Origin of the sequence: Bradyrhizobium macuxiense, from assembly GCF_007993935.1 — a bacterium.
Lineage (GTDB): Bacteria > Pseudomonadota > Alphaproteobacteria > Rhizobiales > Xanthobacteraceae > Bradyrhizobium > Bradyrhizobium macuxiense_A.
This window is the reverse complement of the sequence record NZ_VITY01000004.1, coordinates 61,504-78,303: the sequence shown is the minus strand read 5'-3', so window position 1 is coordinate 78,303 and position 16,800 is coordinate 61,504. Positions and strand designations below refer to the sequence as shown.

General features: G+C 64.8%; 14 protein-coding genes. 11 read left to right on the top strand and 3 right to left on the bottom strand.

Going from position 1 to position 16,800, the window contains the following annotated elements; all coding sequences use genetic code 11:
• Positions 1 to 87 precede the first annotated feature (87 nt).
• Entirely contained in the window at positions 88 to 3,006 is a 2,919-nt protein-coding gene (locus FBZ93_RS11590; RefSeq protein ID WP_146986136.1) for a glycosyltransferase, read from the top strand.
• 4 nt (positions 3,007 to 3,010) lie between these two features.
• Here FBZ93_RS11590 and FBZ93_RS11585 read toward each other — a convergent pair whose 3' ends face one another.
• The gene (locus tag FBZ93_RS11585) at positions 3,011 to 4,078 is read right to left on the bottom strand and encodes a hypothetical protein (protein ID WP_246667451.1); all 1,068 of its coding nucleotides are present in this window, start codon (positions 4,076 to 4,078) and stop codon (positions 3,011 to 3,013) included.
• Between the two features lie 313 nt (positions 4,079 to 4,391).
• Here FBZ93_RS11585 and FBZ93_RS11580 point away from each other — a divergent pair, with 313 nt between their 5' ends.
• The gene (locus tag FBZ93_RS11580) at positions 4,392 to 4,808 is read left to right on the top strand and encodes a hypothetical protein (RefSeq protein ID WP_146986135.1); all 417 of its coding nucleotides are present in this window, start codon (positions 4,392 to 4,394) and stop codon (positions 4,806 to 4,808) included.
• Between the two features lie 248 nt (positions 4,809 to 5,056).
• On the opposite strand, the gene FBZ93_RS11575 is transcribed toward FBZ93_RS11580, so the two are convergent.
• Positions 5,057 to 6,115, bottom strand: coding sequence for a polysaccharide deacetylase family protein (locus FBZ93_RS11575; RefSeq protein WP_146986134.1), 1,059 nt, complete (start codon positions 6,113 to 6,115; stop codon positions 5,057 to 5,059).
• A gap of 128 nt (positions 6,116 to 6,243) precedes the next feature.
• Here FBZ93_RS11575 and FBZ93_RS11570 point away from each other — a divergent pair, with 128 nt between their 5' ends.
• Together FBZ93_RS11570 and FBZ93_RS11565 are read left to right on the top strand one after the other, a co-directional pair.
• Entirely contained in the window at positions 6,244 to 6,624 is a 381-nt protein-coding gene (locus FBZ93_RS11570) for a hypothetical protein (protein WP_433995403.1), read from the top strand.
• Between the two features lie 99 nt (positions 6,625 to 6,723).
• Positions 6,724 to 6,939, top strand: coding sequence for a cysteine rich repeat-containing protein (locus FBZ93_RS11565; protein WP_146986133.1), 216 nt, complete (start codon positions 6,724 to 6,726; stop codon positions 6,937 to 6,939).
• Between the two features lie 13 nt (positions 6,940 to 6,952).
• Here FBZ93_RS11565 and FBZ93_RS11560 read toward each other — a convergent pair whose 3' ends face one another.
• Positions 6,953 to 8,632: an MFS transporter gene (locus FBZ93_RS11560; RefSeq protein WP_146986132.1), complete on the bottom strand. Its 1,680-nt coding sequence runs from the start codon at positions 8,630 to 8,632 to the stop codon at positions 6,953 to 6,955.
• A 150-nt stretch (positions 8,633 to 8,782) separates the two neighbouring features.
• On the opposite strand from FBZ93_RS11560, the gene FBZ93_RS11555 reads away from it, so the two are divergent.
• The 7 genes from FBZ93_RS11555 (at position 8,783) to FBZ93_RS11525 (ending at position 16,711) form a co-directional block, all read left to right on the top strand.
• Complete coding sequence (locus FBZ93_RS11555) at positions 8,783 to 10,144, top strand: hydrolase (RefSeq protein WP_146986131.1); 1,362 nt, start codon at positions 8,783 to 8,785, stop codon at positions 10,142 to 10,144.
• An 83-nt stretch (positions 10,145 to 10,227) separates the two neighbouring features.
• Positions 10,228 to 11,613, top strand: a complete 1,386-nt coding sequence (locus FBZ93_RS11550; protein WP_146986130.1) for a cytochrome P450 — start codon at positions 10,228 to 10,230, stop codon at positions 11,611 to 11,613.
• Between the two features lie 41 nt (positions 11,614 to 11,654).
• The gene (locus FBZ93_RS11545) at positions 11,655 to 13,064 is read left to right on the top strand and encodes an adenylate/guanylate cyclase domain-containing protein (protein WP_146986129.1); all 1,410 of its coding nucleotides are present in this window, start codon (positions 11,655 to 11,657) and stop codon (positions 13,062 to 13,064) included.
• 209 nt (positions 13,065 to 13,273) lie between these two features.
• A complete protein-coding gene (locus tag FBZ93_RS11540; RefSeq protein WP_146986128.1) occupies positions 13,274 to 13,777 on the top strand; it encodes a TerB family tellurite resistance protein in 504 nt (167 codons plus the stop codon).
• Between the two features lie 225 nt (positions 13,778 to 14,002).
• Complete coding sequence (locus FBZ93_RS11535; protein ID WP_146986127.1) at positions 14,003 to 14,782, top strand: SDR family NAD(P)-dependent oxidoreductase; 780 nt, start codon at positions 14,003 to 14,005, stop codon at positions 14,780 to 14,782.
• A gap of 175 nt (positions 14,783 to 14,957) precedes the next feature.
• On the top strand, positions 14,958 to 15,785 hold the full coding sequence (locus FBZ93_RS11530; RefSeq protein WP_146986126.1) for a glutamine amidotransferase: 828 nt from the start codon (positions 14,958 to 14,960) through the stop codon (positions 15,783 to 15,785).
• Between the two features lie 116 nt (positions 15,786 to 15,901).
• On the top strand, positions 15,902 to 16,711 hold the full coding sequence (locus FBZ93_RS11525) for an enoyl-CoA hydratase (RefSeq protein ID WP_146986125.1): 810 nt from the start codon (positions 15,902 to 15,904) through the stop codon (positions 16,709 to 16,711).
• Positions 16,712 to 16,800: the final 89 nt, after the last annotated feature.

Below are 16,800 nucleotides of genomic sequence, written 5' to 3'. Positions count from 1 at the left end.
TCAGTATTGGCTGGCCGCGCGATCTTGGGTTGTGCGTTCGCACGCGGAAGGCGTAATACCTGAGATACGATTGCTTGGGGGGTGGCGTTGGGACGCGAAGGTCATGACAGCGAGCTTCAAGGACAGCTTGCGTTCGTGAAGGAATTCCAGCGCGCTCACGACCGCCCGCTGCGCGTCCTGCATATCGGTAATATCGCGAACAATGCCTACAACAATGCGCTGATTCAGCGTCGCTTTGGCATCGAAGCGGACGTCGTTTGCTACAACTACTATCACGTCATGGGTTGCCCGGAATGGGAGGCCGCAAGCTTCGACGGCCATGTCGACAACATGTTCCCGGATTGGTGGGCCACCGAGTTGGGCGGTTGGCGGCGACCGGATTGGTTTGTGCAAGGCCCCGTTCTCGATTGCCTTTCGTACCTTCGTGCGAAGAACGCCGGCGACAGCGAAGCCGCGACATTTTTCTGGACGCTGCTGCAGGCAAGGTATTGGGAGATGCTCGATGGCATCGCCGCTGCAGAGAGCCGGGTCCGTCCACCGATGCAGGAGCATCTGGCAGACACGATTTCGATTGCGCGCGATTTTCAGGACTTCCAGATCCAGAAGTCGGCCCGAAGCCCGCAACCGGTCGATCTACTGACCATCGCCCCGCCGGAGGCGACCATAGAGCCTGCGCTCTCCGCCATTTCGCGGATTTCATCGGAGGTCGCCGCGCCAGATCCGCAGATTGGGGAAGGTCGATCAGGCGTCGACGAAGATCCGACGTTTCGCGGCTCGCGGTCGCCAGATCCCGAAGGACCAGGCCGCCTCATATTGATTTATCGCACCCTGCTCACGAAGCATGTATTTGCTCATTTGCGGCGCGAGGCGGAAAGCGGGGTTGTCGCAGGGCCGAGTTTGGCGGTCGCAATCTGGCGAAGTCAGAGACGCAGCCGCGGCCTGCCGCGCTTTGGCTTCGAGTTTCCTGCGGACGTCTTCACGATCCCGGACCCTGACACCGCGGCGCCGGCTGCAAGCAAAGGCAACGAATATCGGGCCTTCCGCAGTTCGCGGTCGCCAGATTCTAAGGGACCAGGCCGCCTGACATCAATCTATCGCGCCTTGCTCACGAAGCATGTGTTTGCGCATTTGCGGCGCGAGGCGGAGACCGGCGTTGTCGCCGGATCGAGTCTGGCGGTCGCAATCTGGCGAAGTCAGAGACGAAGCCGCGGCCTGCCGCGTTTCGGCTTCGAGTTTCCGGTTGATGTCTTCACGATCCCGGGTCCTGACACGGCGGCGCCGCCTGCAAGCGAAGACAATGGATACCAGACGTTCCGCAGCCCGCCGCCACCAAATCCCAACGGGCCGAGCCGCCTGATATCGATCTATCGTGCCTTGCTCATGAAGCACGTGTTTGTTCAGCTGCGTCGTGAGTCGGAAACCGGTGTCGTCGCCGGGTCGAGCTTGGCGGTCGCCGTTTGGCGAAGTCAGCGACGCAGCCGCGGCTTGCCGTGTTTTGGCTTCGAGTTCCCGGCTGATGTCTTCACGACGCCGGATCCTGACATCGCAGTGCCGACTGCAAGTGAAAGCCACGAGGATGTAACGCTTCGCGATACGCGCGCACCAGATCCCAAAGGGCCAAGTCGCCTCACATCGATCTATCGCTCCTTGCTGACGAAATATGTGTTTGTTCATTTGCGCCGTGAGGCGGAAACCGGAGTTGCGGCCTGGTCGAGCCTGGCGGTCGCCTTTTGGCGAAGTCAGAGACGGACCCGCGGCTTGCCGCGTTTTGGCTTCGAGTTTCCTGCTGATGTCTTTGCGGCGCCGGATCCAGGCACCGCGACGCCGGTTGTAAGCGAAAGCAATGTCCTTGCGATCCCGGACCCTGACACCGCGATGACGGCAGCAAGCACAAGCGCGGCCGCCGACGTCGGTTCGTTCGTCGTTCCCGTGGTGACCCGCTCGGAGATCATCGATCGCCCGGAGTTTCGCTATTTCGAAAAGTACGGCAAGGGCGAGGATCGAAGCGCCCCGCAACGTGCGGTACTGCTTGGCGATGTGCTGCGGCAGTTCACGGATTATCCGGCAGAAGCCCTGGTCTCCGTCGAAGCCTTCGCATCGACCGTCGCCAATGAGTTCGCGGACGTATTGGAGCACTACGACATCATTCAGGGTTATTCGATCGACGGGTTCATTCCATTCATCAACGGATTCAAGAATTACACCTGTTACGAACATGGCACGCTGCGGGAAGTGCCCTTTGAGAAGAGCTACAATGGCATTCTTTGTTCGGCGGCGTACAAGAATGCGGCTTTTTCGTTCGTGACCAATTCGGACGTGCTGCCGTCCGTGAAGCGGCTGAAGCTAAAGAGAGAGCGGACCGTCTACCTTCCGCATGCCTTCGACGATGAAAAGATTTCGACCTTTCGAGCAAAGCTCAAGATCCCGATGCGGGATGCCAAGGTCACCACATTCTTTAGTCCGACGCGCCATCACTGGCACGCGGCACCGGCTTCAATGCAGAAGGGCAATGATCTTTTTCTGAGGGCGGCAGCACAGGTCGCACAAACGGATCGCGATTTTCGCATCATCCTGGTCGAGTGGGGTGTTGACGTCCACCGGAGCAAGGAGCTCATCCGGGAGCTTGGCATCGAAGACATGGTTTCGTGGATTCCGTCGCTCAACAAGGCGGAGCTTCGACAGCTCTACTGCTCGAGTGACGTCGTGGTCGATCAGTTCATGATACCGGCGATGGGCGGAGTGACCTTTGAGGCAATGGCGCTCGGACGCCGGGTCATAACGAATCTGGATGAAGCCCAATCAGCGGAGTTCTTCGGAGCAGCGCCGCCCTGTCTGGCTGCCGACAGCATCGAGTCGTGCGCGGCCCGGATTTTCGAAGTCCTTGCTGATCCGCTGGACGACAATGGCCGCGGCGACGCCGCGCGTCTGTGGTTCGAGAAATGTCATTCCGCGCGGCGCGTGGTCGCACTCCAGCTGGCAGCCTATCGGACGATTTGCGCGGCCTGACGCTCTAGATCCGCGCACCGCATAGGCCGCTCATGATCGCAATCGCGATCAGCCCTCCCATCGCGAGCCCGATTGCCCAGATCCGGTTGGCAATGGTGGTGGCGATGCCGTGTGCGATCAGGACGCCGCGCAATCCTGCAGCCAGATGGCCGAGGACGAAGAACACGCCGAGCGCGTAGTGCGGCACCAGGCGAATGCTCCAGGCGTCATGGATCAGGCCGGTCGGTGCGCCCGAGGCCCAGTCCCAATTGGTGTCGATGTGATGCGCGGCGCGCGCCGAGACGAATGCTGAATTCAGATGGGTGACGATGAATGCCGCGAGGTAGGTGCCGGAGCCGATCTGAAACACGCGGTACGCATCCGCCGGCAGCGCGCTCCAGCGCCAGGCGAGCCGCACGCCGACTGCGACCTGGAACAGCATCAGGCCGACGAGGATCGGTTCGATCACGGAAGAGCGATAGACCGTGCGTCCGATCTTCATCACGGCGCCATGAACGTCGGGTCCGAGCAGGCCCAGCAGGTGATTGGTGAGATGAAACGCGACGTAGAGCAGAATCACCGCCGCCGCGATACCATGCGCAACGCGCCATCCGGCAAGGGACGGAGCACTCGCGGCCGATGTCGCCGGCCGCTCCTGCTCGCCGCCGAGCAGCACGTAGAGAGACGCGGCGAGCCAAGCCGCGACCCATACGAGCTCGTCGCTGATGGGGATGTGCAGCAGTCCGAGGCCGACGCCGGTCAGCACGAACAATGGCGGCGCGGCGATGCTGACATAGGCGAGCCGCCGGGCGCGTAGTTCGAAGAACGACGGCGCTGCCTTGGTGAGCCACCAGGCGCAAGCTAGCCCCAGCAAGGGCACGGCCGTCGCGGCCAGCAGGCAGAGCGCCGCCAGCACCAGCCGGCCCGGCGAGAGCTGACCGCTCGCCGGAGAGACCGCGAGGTGAAATGCATCGAGCACGAACGGATAAGCCATCGCTCCAGCCGCCGGCACCATCGAACGGAGCTTTTCGGCGGCCGTATTTGCCAAGCCATCGGCGCCGGGCCGGACGCGACCTTGTTCAAATGCACTCACTGAGTTTCTCCGGAGTTCAAGCATCGTGAAGGAGAAGGCCAAACCGACGAATCTATTCCCAGGTCATTGTCGGAGGCGCGGCACACAAACCTGTGCTGTCGACGCTGGCGCGCACGGGCGAAGGGCGTTGTGCCGAGACCATGTCTCAAGGCCATAAGCTACAGTGATACGGCCCCGCCGATAGGACCAAGTTCCAACAATCCGACTGGACTATGCCAACCCGTCGGCAACCGATGTCTTGATGGCGTGACGCATCTCACAAAGTCCGTCGCTCGACATCGCTAGTCTCCCGGCCACCAACGGGAGAACAACAATGCGTAAACTCATCCTGATCATGGCGATGGTCTTGGTGTCCGCTTCCGCACAGGCCGGCGAACGAAGCCTGTCGTTGGGCGGGGCAGCGTCGCTACCGGCAGCCGCATCGAGTTCGGTCAAAACGGCGGGCAAGGGTGCCGATGCGCCGGTGACACCAGCCGTCGAAGCGCCCCCGCAGCCCGCCGAGGCGCCGAAATATGTCGAGCGGGCGGCGCCGGTTGCCGCGCCGGCCCCGCAGCCGCAAGCCCAGCCGACCGCGCAGCAGGCCAACGTCCAGCCGTCAGCGGCGCCCGACGCCAGGCCGGCAGGCGAGCAGTGGTCGACCGCGCACCGGTCGAGCCATCGCCGCCACGCACGGCGCTGGACCGAGGGCCGCATCATCGGCGAGCTGCATCGCCACGGGATTTACTGGTAGCCGCGCGTTCGGCTTCGTCATGCCCGGGCAAGCGCGCGACGGCGCGCCTTGTCGAGCGCCGGCACCGCCAGCTCCTTTGCATGGGGTTGTTTTCGATATTTTGGCGGCGCGCCTCTGCGGCAGGGAACCTCGCCACCGGCGCCCACGGTGATTTGCGGGTCGCCGACGCCGACACCGCAAACGAAAGCGCCCCTGGATCCGATCCAGGGGCGCTTTTTGCGTTGAGCGTGTTCGGCGTATTCGCGGCGTTACTCGGCGACCGTCTGCACGACGTTGCCGATCGGCCGGCCCGATGCGACCGGTTTCTCGGTCTTTGCCATCATCGCGTCGTATTCGGGCAGCGTCTCGATCTGGGTCTTGGCCTTCATCCAGACCACCTTGTAGCCGCCGGCCTTCAGCTTGCGCAGCAACGTCGGCAGCGCCTGCGCGGTGTGCTTCTGCAGATCGTGCATCAGGATGATGCCCTTGTGCTCCTTGTCGAGCTTGGTCATCACGTTGTTGATCACCTCATCCGAGCTCTTGGACTTGAAGTCGTTGGAGTCGACGTCGACCGAGAACATCGCGATGTTGCGCGTGCCGAGATAGGCTGTGGTCGCCGGCGTGTGCGCCAGTGCCGGGAAGCGGAAGAACGGAGCGGGGTTGGCCCCCAGCGCCAGCTTCACCGCGCTAAAGCCCTTCTCGATCTCGTCCTTGGCCTGCTGCTCGGTGATCTTCTTGCCGGCCAGATGTGCGTGCGACCAGGTGTGGGCGCCGATGGTGTGGCCGGCGGCGGCGACCTGGCGGAGGATATCCGGGTGATAGGTGGTGTGCAGGCCGATCGGGAAGAACACCGCCTTGGTGCACTCATCCGCCAGCGCCTTGAGCACGGTGGGCGTGGTCGGCCACGGACCGTCGTCGAAGGTCAGCACGACCTCATGGTCGGTCAGGAAGTCATATTGCTTGTACTGCAGGAAGCCGAAGCCCGGGCCGCCGGTCGTGTCGACCACGACGGTGCGGCTGATGCCGAGCCCATCGGGATTGGCGCATTTGGGCGCGGCCGCGACCGGGGCCTGCACCTGAGCCGGTGCGGGGGCTGCGGCCGGCGCTGCCGCCTGGGTGGCGTCGGCGCGCTTCGACAGCGCGGCGGTCGTGTCGACATCGTCCCTGGCGGCCTGCCTCGCCGCCACAGGGAGTGGATCGGCCTGGCTTGCTGCCGTTGTCTGCGGAGGAGCCGCGTCGGCACGCGGGGAGGAGGTCCAGAACCACACGCCGGCGATCACGATCGCCGCTACAACACTGGCCAGCATCAGGCCCAACGCACTACGCATCGCTACACACTCTCTCGGAACTTAAGGATACGCCACAGCCGTAACGAGCGATTAATGCCAACAAGGTCTTAACGCGGTCCCAACAAGGCGGCGAAACGGCAAGAAAAAGCGGGCCCTATCCATGCGTGATGACCGTCACGGTCGGCCAGCTCGCGCCCGTGCAGGATCGGTCCATCAAACAAGGGCCCCGCCATTTGCGGCGCCGATGGGAGCCGATCATGATCACCATCTTCAGCAGTCAGGGTCTCGAGCGTGCAGTGCGCAGAGCCGGCGTCGCGTTGACCGTTGCGGCCACAATTGCCGTGTTGTCGCCGACCGCGAGCTTTGCGTTCAGTGCCGAAGCGCAGCAGATGTGCTCGGGCGATGCGTTCCGGCTGTGCAGCGCCGAGATCCCGAACATCCCCAGGATCACCGCCTGCATGGTCAAGAATCGCTCCCAGCTCAGCAGCGGCTGCCGCATCGTGCTGGATCGCGATCTCGCCGCGCAGCGCCGGGCCGCCGCCGAGTGATTTGCGCCGCGGGAACCGGCCGGGTCTGCCCGTTTCAAGCTTCTTCGCACCCCTGAAACGCTATAGAACCAGCGTTCTGTTCCTTAGAGGCTTTGAGAGATGACCCGATTCTTGTTCGCCGTCGTTCCACTGGTCCTGTTGACGTCGGCCGCGTCGGCACAGCAGCAGGGGCGTGATGCCTGCTCGCGCGATGCCTCGCGGTTCTGCCGCGCCCATCTCAGCGAGGGTGATCAGGTCGTGCTGGCCTGCCTGAGAGAGCATCGCAGCCGCCTCAGCAAGGCCTGCCAGCAGACGCTCACCGACAACGGGCAGTAACGACCGGCTAGATCTACGTACTGCTGCCCGCCGCGGTCGCGACCACCGGGATCACTTCCTTGGCGGCGCGGTCCGGGGTCTCGTCCTTCCAGCGCACCGACCCGAACGGCCGCTCCAGCATCCGGCGCACGCGGATCGGATCCGCGCCGATATGGAAGTCGGCCGCCTTCTGATGCAGCTCGCGCTCGATCTGGGTGGCGCGGTTGCGCTGGCGCAGGAAATCGAGCCAGGTCGGGCAATGATAGCGCTCGGTCCACAATTCGGGATCGGCGATGTCGCGCGCGATCGACCAGCCATAGGCACCGTTGCGCTGGCGGCTCAGCTGCACGTCCTGCATCACGTTGTGGAAGGCGCGCGCATTGTCCTGCGCCACCCGGTACTCGATCTCGACCACCAGCGGCCCGCTGCGTCCGGTCAGTTGCAGCCGCACCTCGGGATCGGCCAGCATATCGGTCGCGTCCTCGTTGCGGGCGCCGACCGGCGGCATCCGCAGCCAGATCCCGAGCAGCGGCGACAGCAGCATCAACCCGGCGGAGATCAGCAGCGCCATCTCGACGCCGCCGACGTCCGTGATGCGGCCCCAGCACCAGCTTCCGATCGCGATGCCGCCGGCGATTGAGGCCTGGAAGGCCGCCAGCGAACGGCCGGCGACCCAGCGCGGCGCCGACAGCTGCACGCCGATATTGAACAGCGCGATCGCCAGCATCCACACCGCGCCGGCCACCACCAGCGCGGCTGCGGTGATGACCGGCTGCTTGCTCACGGCAACGATTGCGATCGCGACGCCCATCAGCAGCGCGCAGGTCCGCACCGCGGCCTCACCGCTGAGCCGGCTGCGGATTTCGCTGATGTTGAGCGCGCCGATCACAGCGCCCATGCCGAAGGCGCCGAGCATGATACCGTAGGTCTGCGCGCCGCCATGCAGGAGGTCGCGCGCCACCAGCGGCATCAGCGCCGAGACCGAGCCGCCGATGATGCCGGTCACCATGGTGCGGGTCAGCACGATCTTGATCGACGGCGAATTGGTGATGTAGCGCACGCCGGAAACGATGGCGCGGTTCAGCCGTTCACGCGGCAACCGCGACGGCTCGCTGACGCGATTCCACAGGAACAGCACGACGAGCAGCGGCAGATACAGCACGGCATTGGCGGCGAACGCCGCCACGGCGCCCGCGGATGCAACCACGATGCCGCCGATCGCCGGGCCGAAGCTGCGCGCGATGTTGTAGCTGATGCCGTTCAGCGCGACCGCGGCCGGCAGCGTCTCCGACGGCACCTGCTCGCTGACCGAGGATTGCCAGGCCGGGCCGAACAGCGCCATGCCGCTGCCGACAACGAAGCACAGCGCGAGCAGGATGTTCGGCGTCACCAGATTGAGCCAGGCCAGCACCGTCAGCGTGGTGGCGCCAGAGAGCGCGATCGCCAGCGACACCAGCGCGACGATGCGGCGGTCATGCATGTCGGCGATGGCGCCGGCCGGCATCGAGATCAGCATCACCGGCAGCATCAGCGCGGTCTGCACCAGCGCCACCTTGTCGGCCTCCGAGCTCATCTGGGTCATCGCCCAGGCGGCGCCGACGCCCTGGATCAGGATGCCGAGATTGGAGAGCAGGCTGGCGAGCCAGATTCGCCTGAAGATTGAATGCCGCAACGGTGCAGTGATACTGTCTGGTCGATCAGGCGGTTCGGTCATATCCGGTTCCGGTAGGCCTGCTATGGTTTGTGAATGATTCCGGCTGCATCAACTGATGCCCGGCAAACGCGTGTCCTGTCCAGCGATAACGGTATCCCTGAGCTGGGTAGGACACAGCTAAAGCCCTGAAAGGCTTGGGGAAGGGGACCAATGGCGCTGTCGCGGCGGAGATTTTTTCAAGGGGCCGGCGCCCTGACTCTGCTGGCCGGCCGCCTCTCTGCCCCGGCCTTCGCCCAGTCCGCGCAGGCCGGCGACATCCCGCCGATCCTGTTCGTCCACGGCAATGGCGATCACGCCGCGCTCTGGATGACGACGTTGTGGCGGATGGAGTCCAACGGCGTGCCGCGCGAGCGCATGGCCGCGATCAATTTCACCGATCCGCTGGCGCGCGCCGATGACAAGATCGAGCAGGCGGGCCGCTCCTCGACCGAGGACCAGCGCCGCGCGCTCGCCGAGGCGGTCAAGGAGCTGAAGCAGAGCAGCGGCGCCGCGCGCATCGCGCTGGTCGGCAATTCGCGCGGCGGCAATGCGATCCGCAACATCATCAAGAATGGTGGCGGCGGCGACATCAGCCACGCGGTGCTGTGCGGCACGCCCAATCACGGCGTGTATGCGTCCGACGACGGCCTCGGCAACGAGTTCAACGGGCGCGGACCGTTCCTGCGCGGGCTGAACGATGGCGACAGCGAAGTAACTGTCGGCACCGCGTTCCTGACCTTGCGCAGCGACGGTCTCGACAAATATGCGCAAGCCGACGGCCGCTTCATCGGCAAGCCGGGCACGCCGACCAACGTCACGACGGAAGGCCCCGCGCTGAAAGGCGCGACCAATCTGGTGCTCGGTGCGGTCGATCATCGCGAGACCGCGTATCATCCGCGCGCCTTTCGCGAGATCTACAAATTCATCGCCGGGCATGAGCCGTCGCGGATCGAGATCGTGCCGGAGACGGCGGTGCGGCTGAGCGGCCTCGTCACGGGCACGCCCGGCGGCGTGCCGACCAACCAGCCGGTGCCGGGTGCCGTGGTCGATATCTATCGTGTGTCGGCGGAGACCGGCGAGCGCATCGGCGGCCCGCTGCACAGCTCGCAGACCGGCGCCGATGGCCGCTGGGGGCCGGCGCAGGTCGATCCGTCCTGGCCGCTCGAATTCGTGCTGACCTCGCCTGATGCGGTGACGACGCACATCTATCGCTCGCCGTTTTCGCGCTCTTCCGAGATCGTGCATCTGCGTGCGGCGCGGCCGATGCTGCCGGCCGATGCCGGTGCAGGCGCCATCGTGCTGATGTCGCGGCCGCGCGGTTATTTCGGTCTGCCGCGCGATATCGTGCTGTTCGACGGCAAGGAGCCGGGCGACGTCAAATCCGGCGTGCCGACGGATGCGGTGACGACGTTGCGGTTTGCCGCGGCCGAGGTCGGCCGTCCGGTCGCCGCGATCTTCAACGGAGAGCGCATCGTGATGCGGGCCTGGCCGGCGTCCGAGAACCGGATTGCGGTCGCCGAGCTGACTTATTAGGTCTGGTGGAGGGTCCGCGCGCCTTCATGGCGCCGGGATCGCATGGCCGGATCGGCCAATGCGTGAGGCAGGAAGCGAGGACCATGAGCATAGCCGAAGTCTACGATATCACGGTCACGCGGCGTCCCCTGGTCCCGCCGGCTCCGCCGCGCGCGCCCGCCGACATGGGTGCGTTCCAGCGGATGCGGGTGATGCGCAACTCGCCGATCGAAACCTGGGGCCAGCGCGCCTATGAGGACGACATCGTCCAGGGCCGCTTCTTCAACCACTCGAGCTTCATCCTCAACACGCCGGATGCGATCCGCCATGTGCTGGTCGACAATTACGAGAACTACCACCGCACGCCGGCAGGTCTTCGCGTGCTGCGTCCGATGCTGGGCGAGGGCCTGCTGATCGCCGAGGGCCGCGCGTGGAAGCATCAGCGCCGCACGCTGGCGCCGGCATTCACGCCGCGCGCGGTGATGACGCTCGTGCCCTACATGATCGCGGCGGTCGACGAGACCATCGCCAAGCTGAAGACCGCGAGCGATGGACCGGTCGATCTGCGCGAGGTCATGCAGCGCATGACGCTGGAGATCGCCGGCCGCACCATGTTCTCGTTCGGCATGGAGCGCCACGGCGCCGCGCTGCGCGACTTCGTGATGGAGTATGGCGACACGCTGGCGCGGCCGCATATGCTGGACCTGCTATTGCCCCTGAATTGGCCGACCCCGCAGGATTTCCGGCGCGCCCGCTTCCGCAAGCGCTGGACCGCATTCGTTGGCATGCTGATGGCCGAGCGCCGCGCCGCCGGCAAGGATGACAACGCGCCGGCCCGCGACCTGTTCGATCTGATGGGTGCCGCGCGCGATCCTGAAACCGGCCAGGCCTTCACCGATGCCCAGCTCGGCGACCAGGTCGCGACCATGATCCTGGCCGGCCATGAGACGACCGCAACCGCGCTGTTCTGGGCGCTCTATCTGCTGGCGCTCGATCCTGAGACCCAGGAACAATTGGCAGCAGAAGTCAGGAGCGTGGCAGCAGATGGCACGCTCGACATTGAGCGGTTGAAGTTCACCCGCGCGGTGATCGACGAAACCATGCGGCTTTATCCGCCAGCATTCCTGATCGCGCGCGCGGCGGGCGGTCCCGACACCATCATGGGCCGTCCGGTCAGGAAGCATGACGTAATCCTGATCGCACCGTGGCTGTTGCACCGGCATGAAAAGTTGTGGCGCGACCCGAACGCGTTCGTGCCGCAGCGTTTCCTGACGGGAACGCCGCCCGATCGCTTTGCCTATCTGCCGTTCGGCGTTGGCGCACGAGTCTGCATCGGCGCGCATTTTGCGCTGGTCGAGGCGACGCTCGCGCTCGCGAAGATCGTCGGCGCGTTCCGCGTCGCGCTGGCGGACAAGGATCCGGTGATTCCGATCGGCGTGGTGACGACACAGCCGAACCGCTCTCCGGTGTTCACGATCAAGCCGCGCTGACCTTGCGCGGCGGTGTCCCAATGCTCACTTAAGGCCTCACCATGAGCGATACACAGGCCCATCTCGCAGTCCTCAGGCAGACGGCCGATCCGGCCGTCGTCGATGCCATGCAGCAACTGATCGCCGATGGCCATGATCGCGAGCTCAATCGCATCAACGCGCTGGATTTCTCGCGCCGCACCGGGCTGGAAGAGGAGAAGGTGATCTCCGGCTTCCTGCATGCGTCGCGGCTCGGCCTGTTCGACATGAGCTGGAACGTGCTGTGTCCCGGCTGCGGCGGCGTGCTCGATGCCCACACCACCCTGAAGTCGTTGCGTCATGACGACTATAATTGCGCGCTGTGCGCGTGCGGCTACGAGGCCTCGGTCGATGAACTGGTCGAGGTTGCCTTCACCGTCAGCCCGCGCGTCCGGCACATTGCCGCACACGATCCCAGCACGCTGCCGATCTGGGAATATTTCCGCCAGATGTTCTGGAGTTCGGGGATCGAGTTCGATGAGAGCTCGCTGGCGACCCTGATCAACGAGGTGACGCTGGAGGGGCTCGAATTGCCGCCCGGCGAAAAGGCGATCCTGTCGCTCAATTTGCCCAATGAATTCGTCATCGTGTTCGAGCCGGTGACGCATTCGGCGCACTTCTTCGCCGTCGAGGGCGAGCCGACCACCGATCGTCAGCAGTTCTCGATCGCATTCAACAAGACTCATGCGCCGACCGGGACCTCGACGATGCGGCCGGGGCCACTGCGGCTCTCGCTGGAGAATCACGCCGACGTTCGCGTGCTGCCATCGGTGTGGATCGCCGGCGATCCGCTGCACAAATTGCTCGGCAAGCGCAAGCCGATCCTCACCGCAAAGCGGATGCTGTCGAACCAGACCTTCCGCGACGTATTCAAGGCCGACAATCTCACCGTCGACCAGCGGCTGAAGATCACCGCGCTGACCTTCCTGTTCACCGATCTCAAGGGCTCGACCGCGCTTTATGAGCGGGTCGGCGATCTCGCCGCGTTCGATCTGGTGCGGGCGCATTTCCACGCGCTGCTCGAGATCATCGCCTCCGAGCGCGGCGCTGTCGTGAAGACGATTGGCGATGCCGTGATGGCAACGTTCATCCGGCCCGAGCATGCATTGTCGGCGGGCCTGCGCATGCGTGCGGCGATGAAAGAGCTCAACGCCGAGCGCGGCAAGGAGGATCTGGTCGTCAAGATCGGCATCCATGAAGGGCCGTGCCTCGCGGTGACGCTGAACGAGCGGCAGGATTATTTCGGCCAGACCGTGAATATCGCAGCCAGGGTGCAGAGCCTGTCGACGTCGCAGGAAATCCATCTGACCCAGCCGGTGATGGAATCGGCGGAGGTTGCAGGCATCCTCGATCGCGCTGCGATCAAGCCGATCCAGAAGGAAGCGGCACTGCGCGGCATTGCCGACAAGCTCGTGGTGTACGAGATACCGTGAGGGGTAGTGACCTCTCCGTCATTGCGAGGAGCGAAAGCGACGAAGCAATCCATCGCACCGCATCCGCAGAACCATGGATTGCTTCGCTTCGCTCGCAATGACGGTGCTCCAGATTACCCAAACGTAATGCCGCAGCGGGAACCTGCGCGGATTGCGCCGGTTCTGTTTCCACGCCATATACGTTTCAGCTTCATTCGACAGAGAGAGCGATGCTCGACGGACTCCGCCAATTCATTGCCGATATCGTCTCCCCCGATGCAAAGGCCGACCGCCACTTCGATGACGGCGACTATCGCCTAGCGGCCACCGCGCTGCTGGTACATGTCGTCTCGCTGGACGGCGAGCCGACGCCCGCCGAGACGCGCAAGCTGCACAGCCTGATCGAGAGCCGCTTCCAGCTCGATCCCGGCACCGCCGACAAGTTGATCGCCTCCGCAATGCGCGTCGAAGGCGAGGCGGTGGATCTCTATCACTTTACCAGTGTGATCATGCGCTCGGTGAATGAGGAGGGACGGCTGCGCATCGTCGAGATGATGTGGGAGCTGGTCTATGCCGATGGCCAGGTCAGCGAGTTCGAGGACAATGTGGTCTGGCGCGCTGCCGATCTGCTCGGCATTTCCTCGCGCGACCGCATCGACCTCAAGCACCGGGTCGCCGAGAAGCAGGCGGAGCTGCCGAAGGGCCCCTGGGGCACGGCAGACGCGGCAATCTGACACGGTCGGCCGCGCAAGCGGGAGCATCGTCGCCGGCATCACGGATGACGAAACTTTAATGTCCGCCGCGATTGGGGGCGATCCGACTGAAAATCTGACGTTTCATCGCCAAATTAGCGGCCTGCGACTGTCCACAAGCCCATACGCGGCTTGCGTCACACCGCATGCCTATGCTCTCGTCGCCTTGTTGGGGACCTCACTAGAATTTGCAGTAAGAGTTTGAACGTGACTGAGCGTGTGACGCTGATAACCGGGGCATCGGCGGGCATAGGCACCGAACTGGCGCGCGTGTTTGCATCGAATGGTCACCGCCTGGCGCTGGTGGCGCGGCGCGCCGACCGCCTGAAGGCGCTCGCCGACGAGCTCGGGGCCAAGGGCGGCGCGGTGCCGATCGTGATCCCCTGTGACCTCCAGCAGACCGATGCGGGCGACCGGATCGCGCAGGCCCTGACCGAGGCCGGTGTCGAGGTCGAATATCTCGTCAACAATGCCGGCTTCGGCCTGTTCGGCCTCGCCATCGAGCGGGACCGTGCCGAGCAGCTCAACATCATCAACGTCAACATCCGCGCGCTGACCGACCTGACGCTGCGCTTTGCCGACCAGCTGATCCGCAACCGCGGTGGTATCCTCAATCTCGGCTCGATCGCCGGATTCCTGCCGGGCCCCGGCATGGCGGTGTACTATGCCAGCAAGGCCTATGTGCTGTCGTTCTCCGAGGCGATGCGCTGTGAGCTGGCGCCGAAGGGCGTGCGCGTCACCGTGGTTTGCCCGGGTCCCGTGCCCTCCGAGTTTCAGGACCGCGCCGGCTTCGCGCCTGGCTTCGATTCCGCGATCCTCGACGTCACGCCTGCCGAGGTCGCGCGCCAGGCCTATCGCGGCTTGATGGCCAACAAGCGCGCCGTGCTGCCTGGCGCCTTCATCAAGGTCGTGCCGTTCCTGCTCCGGCTGTTTCCGCGCTCCTTCATCCTGACGGCGGTCGGCGGTTTCCAGCTCCGCAAGCGCTAGCCGCTGCTCGCTTCGCTCCGAAACGCGCCCATTGATCGTCGTTAAGGCTGTTTCTGGCCCGCGATTTGCTTCGCGCGTCTGTGCGCAAACTCACACGATGTTAACGACCACTTAGCTATGATCGCACCTTACGTGCCGAATCCTTAAGCAGAGGCCAAACCTTCAAGCAGAGGCAATGTCGTTCCGGTCTGACCAAACCCGTGTCGTGGTGCCCTTCGCGAACCGAAGGCCGGCCGCGGTCACGCCCAAGGATCAGATTTGGGACCAGACCTTGGATCAGGTTTCGCGGCGGCCGGTGCTGATCGTGCTGCATCAGGAGACCTCGACTCCCGGCCGGATCGGCAACGCCCTGCGTGCGCTGGGCTACCCCCTCGACATCCGCCGTCCGCGCTTCGGCGACGCGCTGCCCGCAACGCTCGACGCGCATGCCGGCGCGGTGATCTGCGGCGGCCCGATGAGCGCCAACGATCCCGACGATTACATCCGGCGCGAGATCGACTGGATCGCGATTCCCTTGCGCGAGCAGCGTCCGTTCCTGGGCATCTGCCTCGGTGCGCAGATGCTGGCGCGGCAACTCGGCGCACGCGTCGCGCCGCATCCACAAGGCCGTGTCGAGGTCGGTTATTACCCGGTCAGGCCGACGGCGGCCGGCCGCGCGCTGTGTCCGAACTGGCCGGCGCGCGTCTATCACTGGCATGGCGAGGGCTTCCAACTGCCCGACGGCGCGGACCTGCTTGCTGCGGGCGACGATTTCCCGGTGCAGGCGTTCCAGCTCGGCAACGCCTTCGGCCTGCAATTCCATCCCGACGTGACCTACGCAATGATGCATCGCTGGACCACGCGCGGTTGCGCGCGAATGGATTCCCCGGGTGCGCAACCGCGTCATCTGCACTTCGCCGAACGCGCCGTGCACGATGCCGCCGAGCGCGCGTGGCTGAAGCATTTCATCGACGGCTGGATCGCGCGTGTGCCGCAGCCGGTGTTGTTGCAGGCCGCGGAATAGCCGCCGCGCGGAATTTCGCGCCGCCTTTTCATTCTGATGGATGTGCTACTGTCGGCTGCCGCGCGCGGCTCGCATCGCCGCGCGCATCAATAACAACAAGGCACAGGGAGATCGCCGTGAGCTACCAGCACATCCTCTATGAGGTCAGCGACCGGATCGCGACCATCACGCTCAACCGTCCCGACCGCATGAATGCGTGGACCGCGATCATGGAGCGCGACGTGCGTCACGCGATGGAGGCTGCATCGAACGACGACGATGTTCGCGTCATCATCCTGACCGGCGCGGGCCGCGGCTTCTGCGCCGGCGCCGACATGGAAGCGCTGAAGGGGATCGATCCTAACGAGGTCAGGCGCGGCGAGAGCATTCCGTTCGACATGAACCGCCGCGCCGACTGGCAGACGCGCTACGCCTATTACCCTGCGATCAAGAAGCCCGTGATCGCGATGCTCAACGGCGCCACGGCGGGCATCGGCCTGGTCCACGCGCTGTATTGCGATTTGCGCTTCGCGGCCGACAGTGCGGTGTTCACGACAGCCTTCGCGCGGCGCGGCCTGATCGCCGAGCATGGCATCAGCTGGATGCTGCCGCGCATCGTCGGCCACGCCAATGCGCTCGATCTCTTGATGTCGGCGCGGCGCGTCTCGGCCGCGGAGGCGCTGCGCATCGGCCTCGTCAACCGGCTCTCTTCGCCGGAGAAGCTGCGCGAGGAAACCTACGCCTATGCCCGCGACCTCGCCGATTTCGTCTCGCCGAGCGCGATCGCGGTGATCAAGCGCCAGGTCTATGACGTGCCGTTCCAGACCCTCGCCGAGGCCACCATCGACGCCAACCGCGAGATGCAGATCGCGCTCAAGGGGAATGATTTCCGGGAGGGTGTCGCGAGCTTTGTGGAGAAGCGGCCGCCGCGGTTTACGGGGACGTGAGGGGGGTAAAAGTCCGTCTTCGCCCTTTGGGCTTCGCCGGACACCACGCTTCGGCCTTCAGGCTCCTGCGTGGCTGCGCCACGCGTAGG

Excerpts from the sequence above, each read along its gene's own strand:
- FBZ93_RS11560 (WP_146986132.1), bottom strand. The coding sequence starts at position 8,632 with ATGACCGAACCGCCTGATCGACCAGACAGTATCACTGCACCGTTGCGG.
- FBZ93_RS11545 (WP_146986129.1), top strand. The coding sequence starts at position 11,655 with ATGAGCGATACACAGGCCCATCTCGCAGTCCTCAGGCAGACGGCCGAT.
- FBZ93_RS11565 (WP_146986133.1), top strand. The coding sequence starts at position 6,724 with ATGACCCGATTCTTGTTCGCCGTCGTTCCACTGGTCCTGTTGACGTCG.
- FBZ93_RS11540 (WP_146986128.1), top strand. The coding sequence starts at position 13,274 with ATGCTCGACGGACTCCGCCAATTCATTGCCGATATCGTCTCCCCCGAT.
- FBZ93_RS11555 (WP_146986131.1), top strand. The coding sequence starts at position 8,783 with ATGGCGCTGTCGCGGCGGAGATTTTTTCAAGGGGCCGGCGCCCTGACT.
- FBZ93_RS11575 (WP_146986134.1), bottom strand. The coding sequence starts at position 6,115 with ATGCGTAGTGCGTTGGGCCTGATGCTGGCCAGTGTTGTAGCGGCGATC.
- FBZ93_RS11530 (WP_146986126.1), top strand. The coding sequence starts at position 14,958 with ATGTCGTTCCGGTCTGACCAAACCCGTGTCGTGGTGCCCTTCGCGAAC.
- FBZ93_RS11570 (WP_433995403.1), top strand. The coding sequence starts at position 6,244 with ATGACCGTCACGGTCGGCCAGCTCGCGCCCGTGCAGGATCGGTCCATC.
- FBZ93_RS11580 (WP_146986135.1), top strand. The coding sequence starts at position 4,392 with ATGCGTAAACTCATCCTGATCATGGCGATGGTCTTGGTGTCCGCTTCC.
- FBZ93_RS11550 (WP_146986130.1), top strand. The coding sequence starts at position 10,228 with ATGAGCATAGCCGAAGTCTACGATATCACGGTCACGCGGCGTCCCCTG.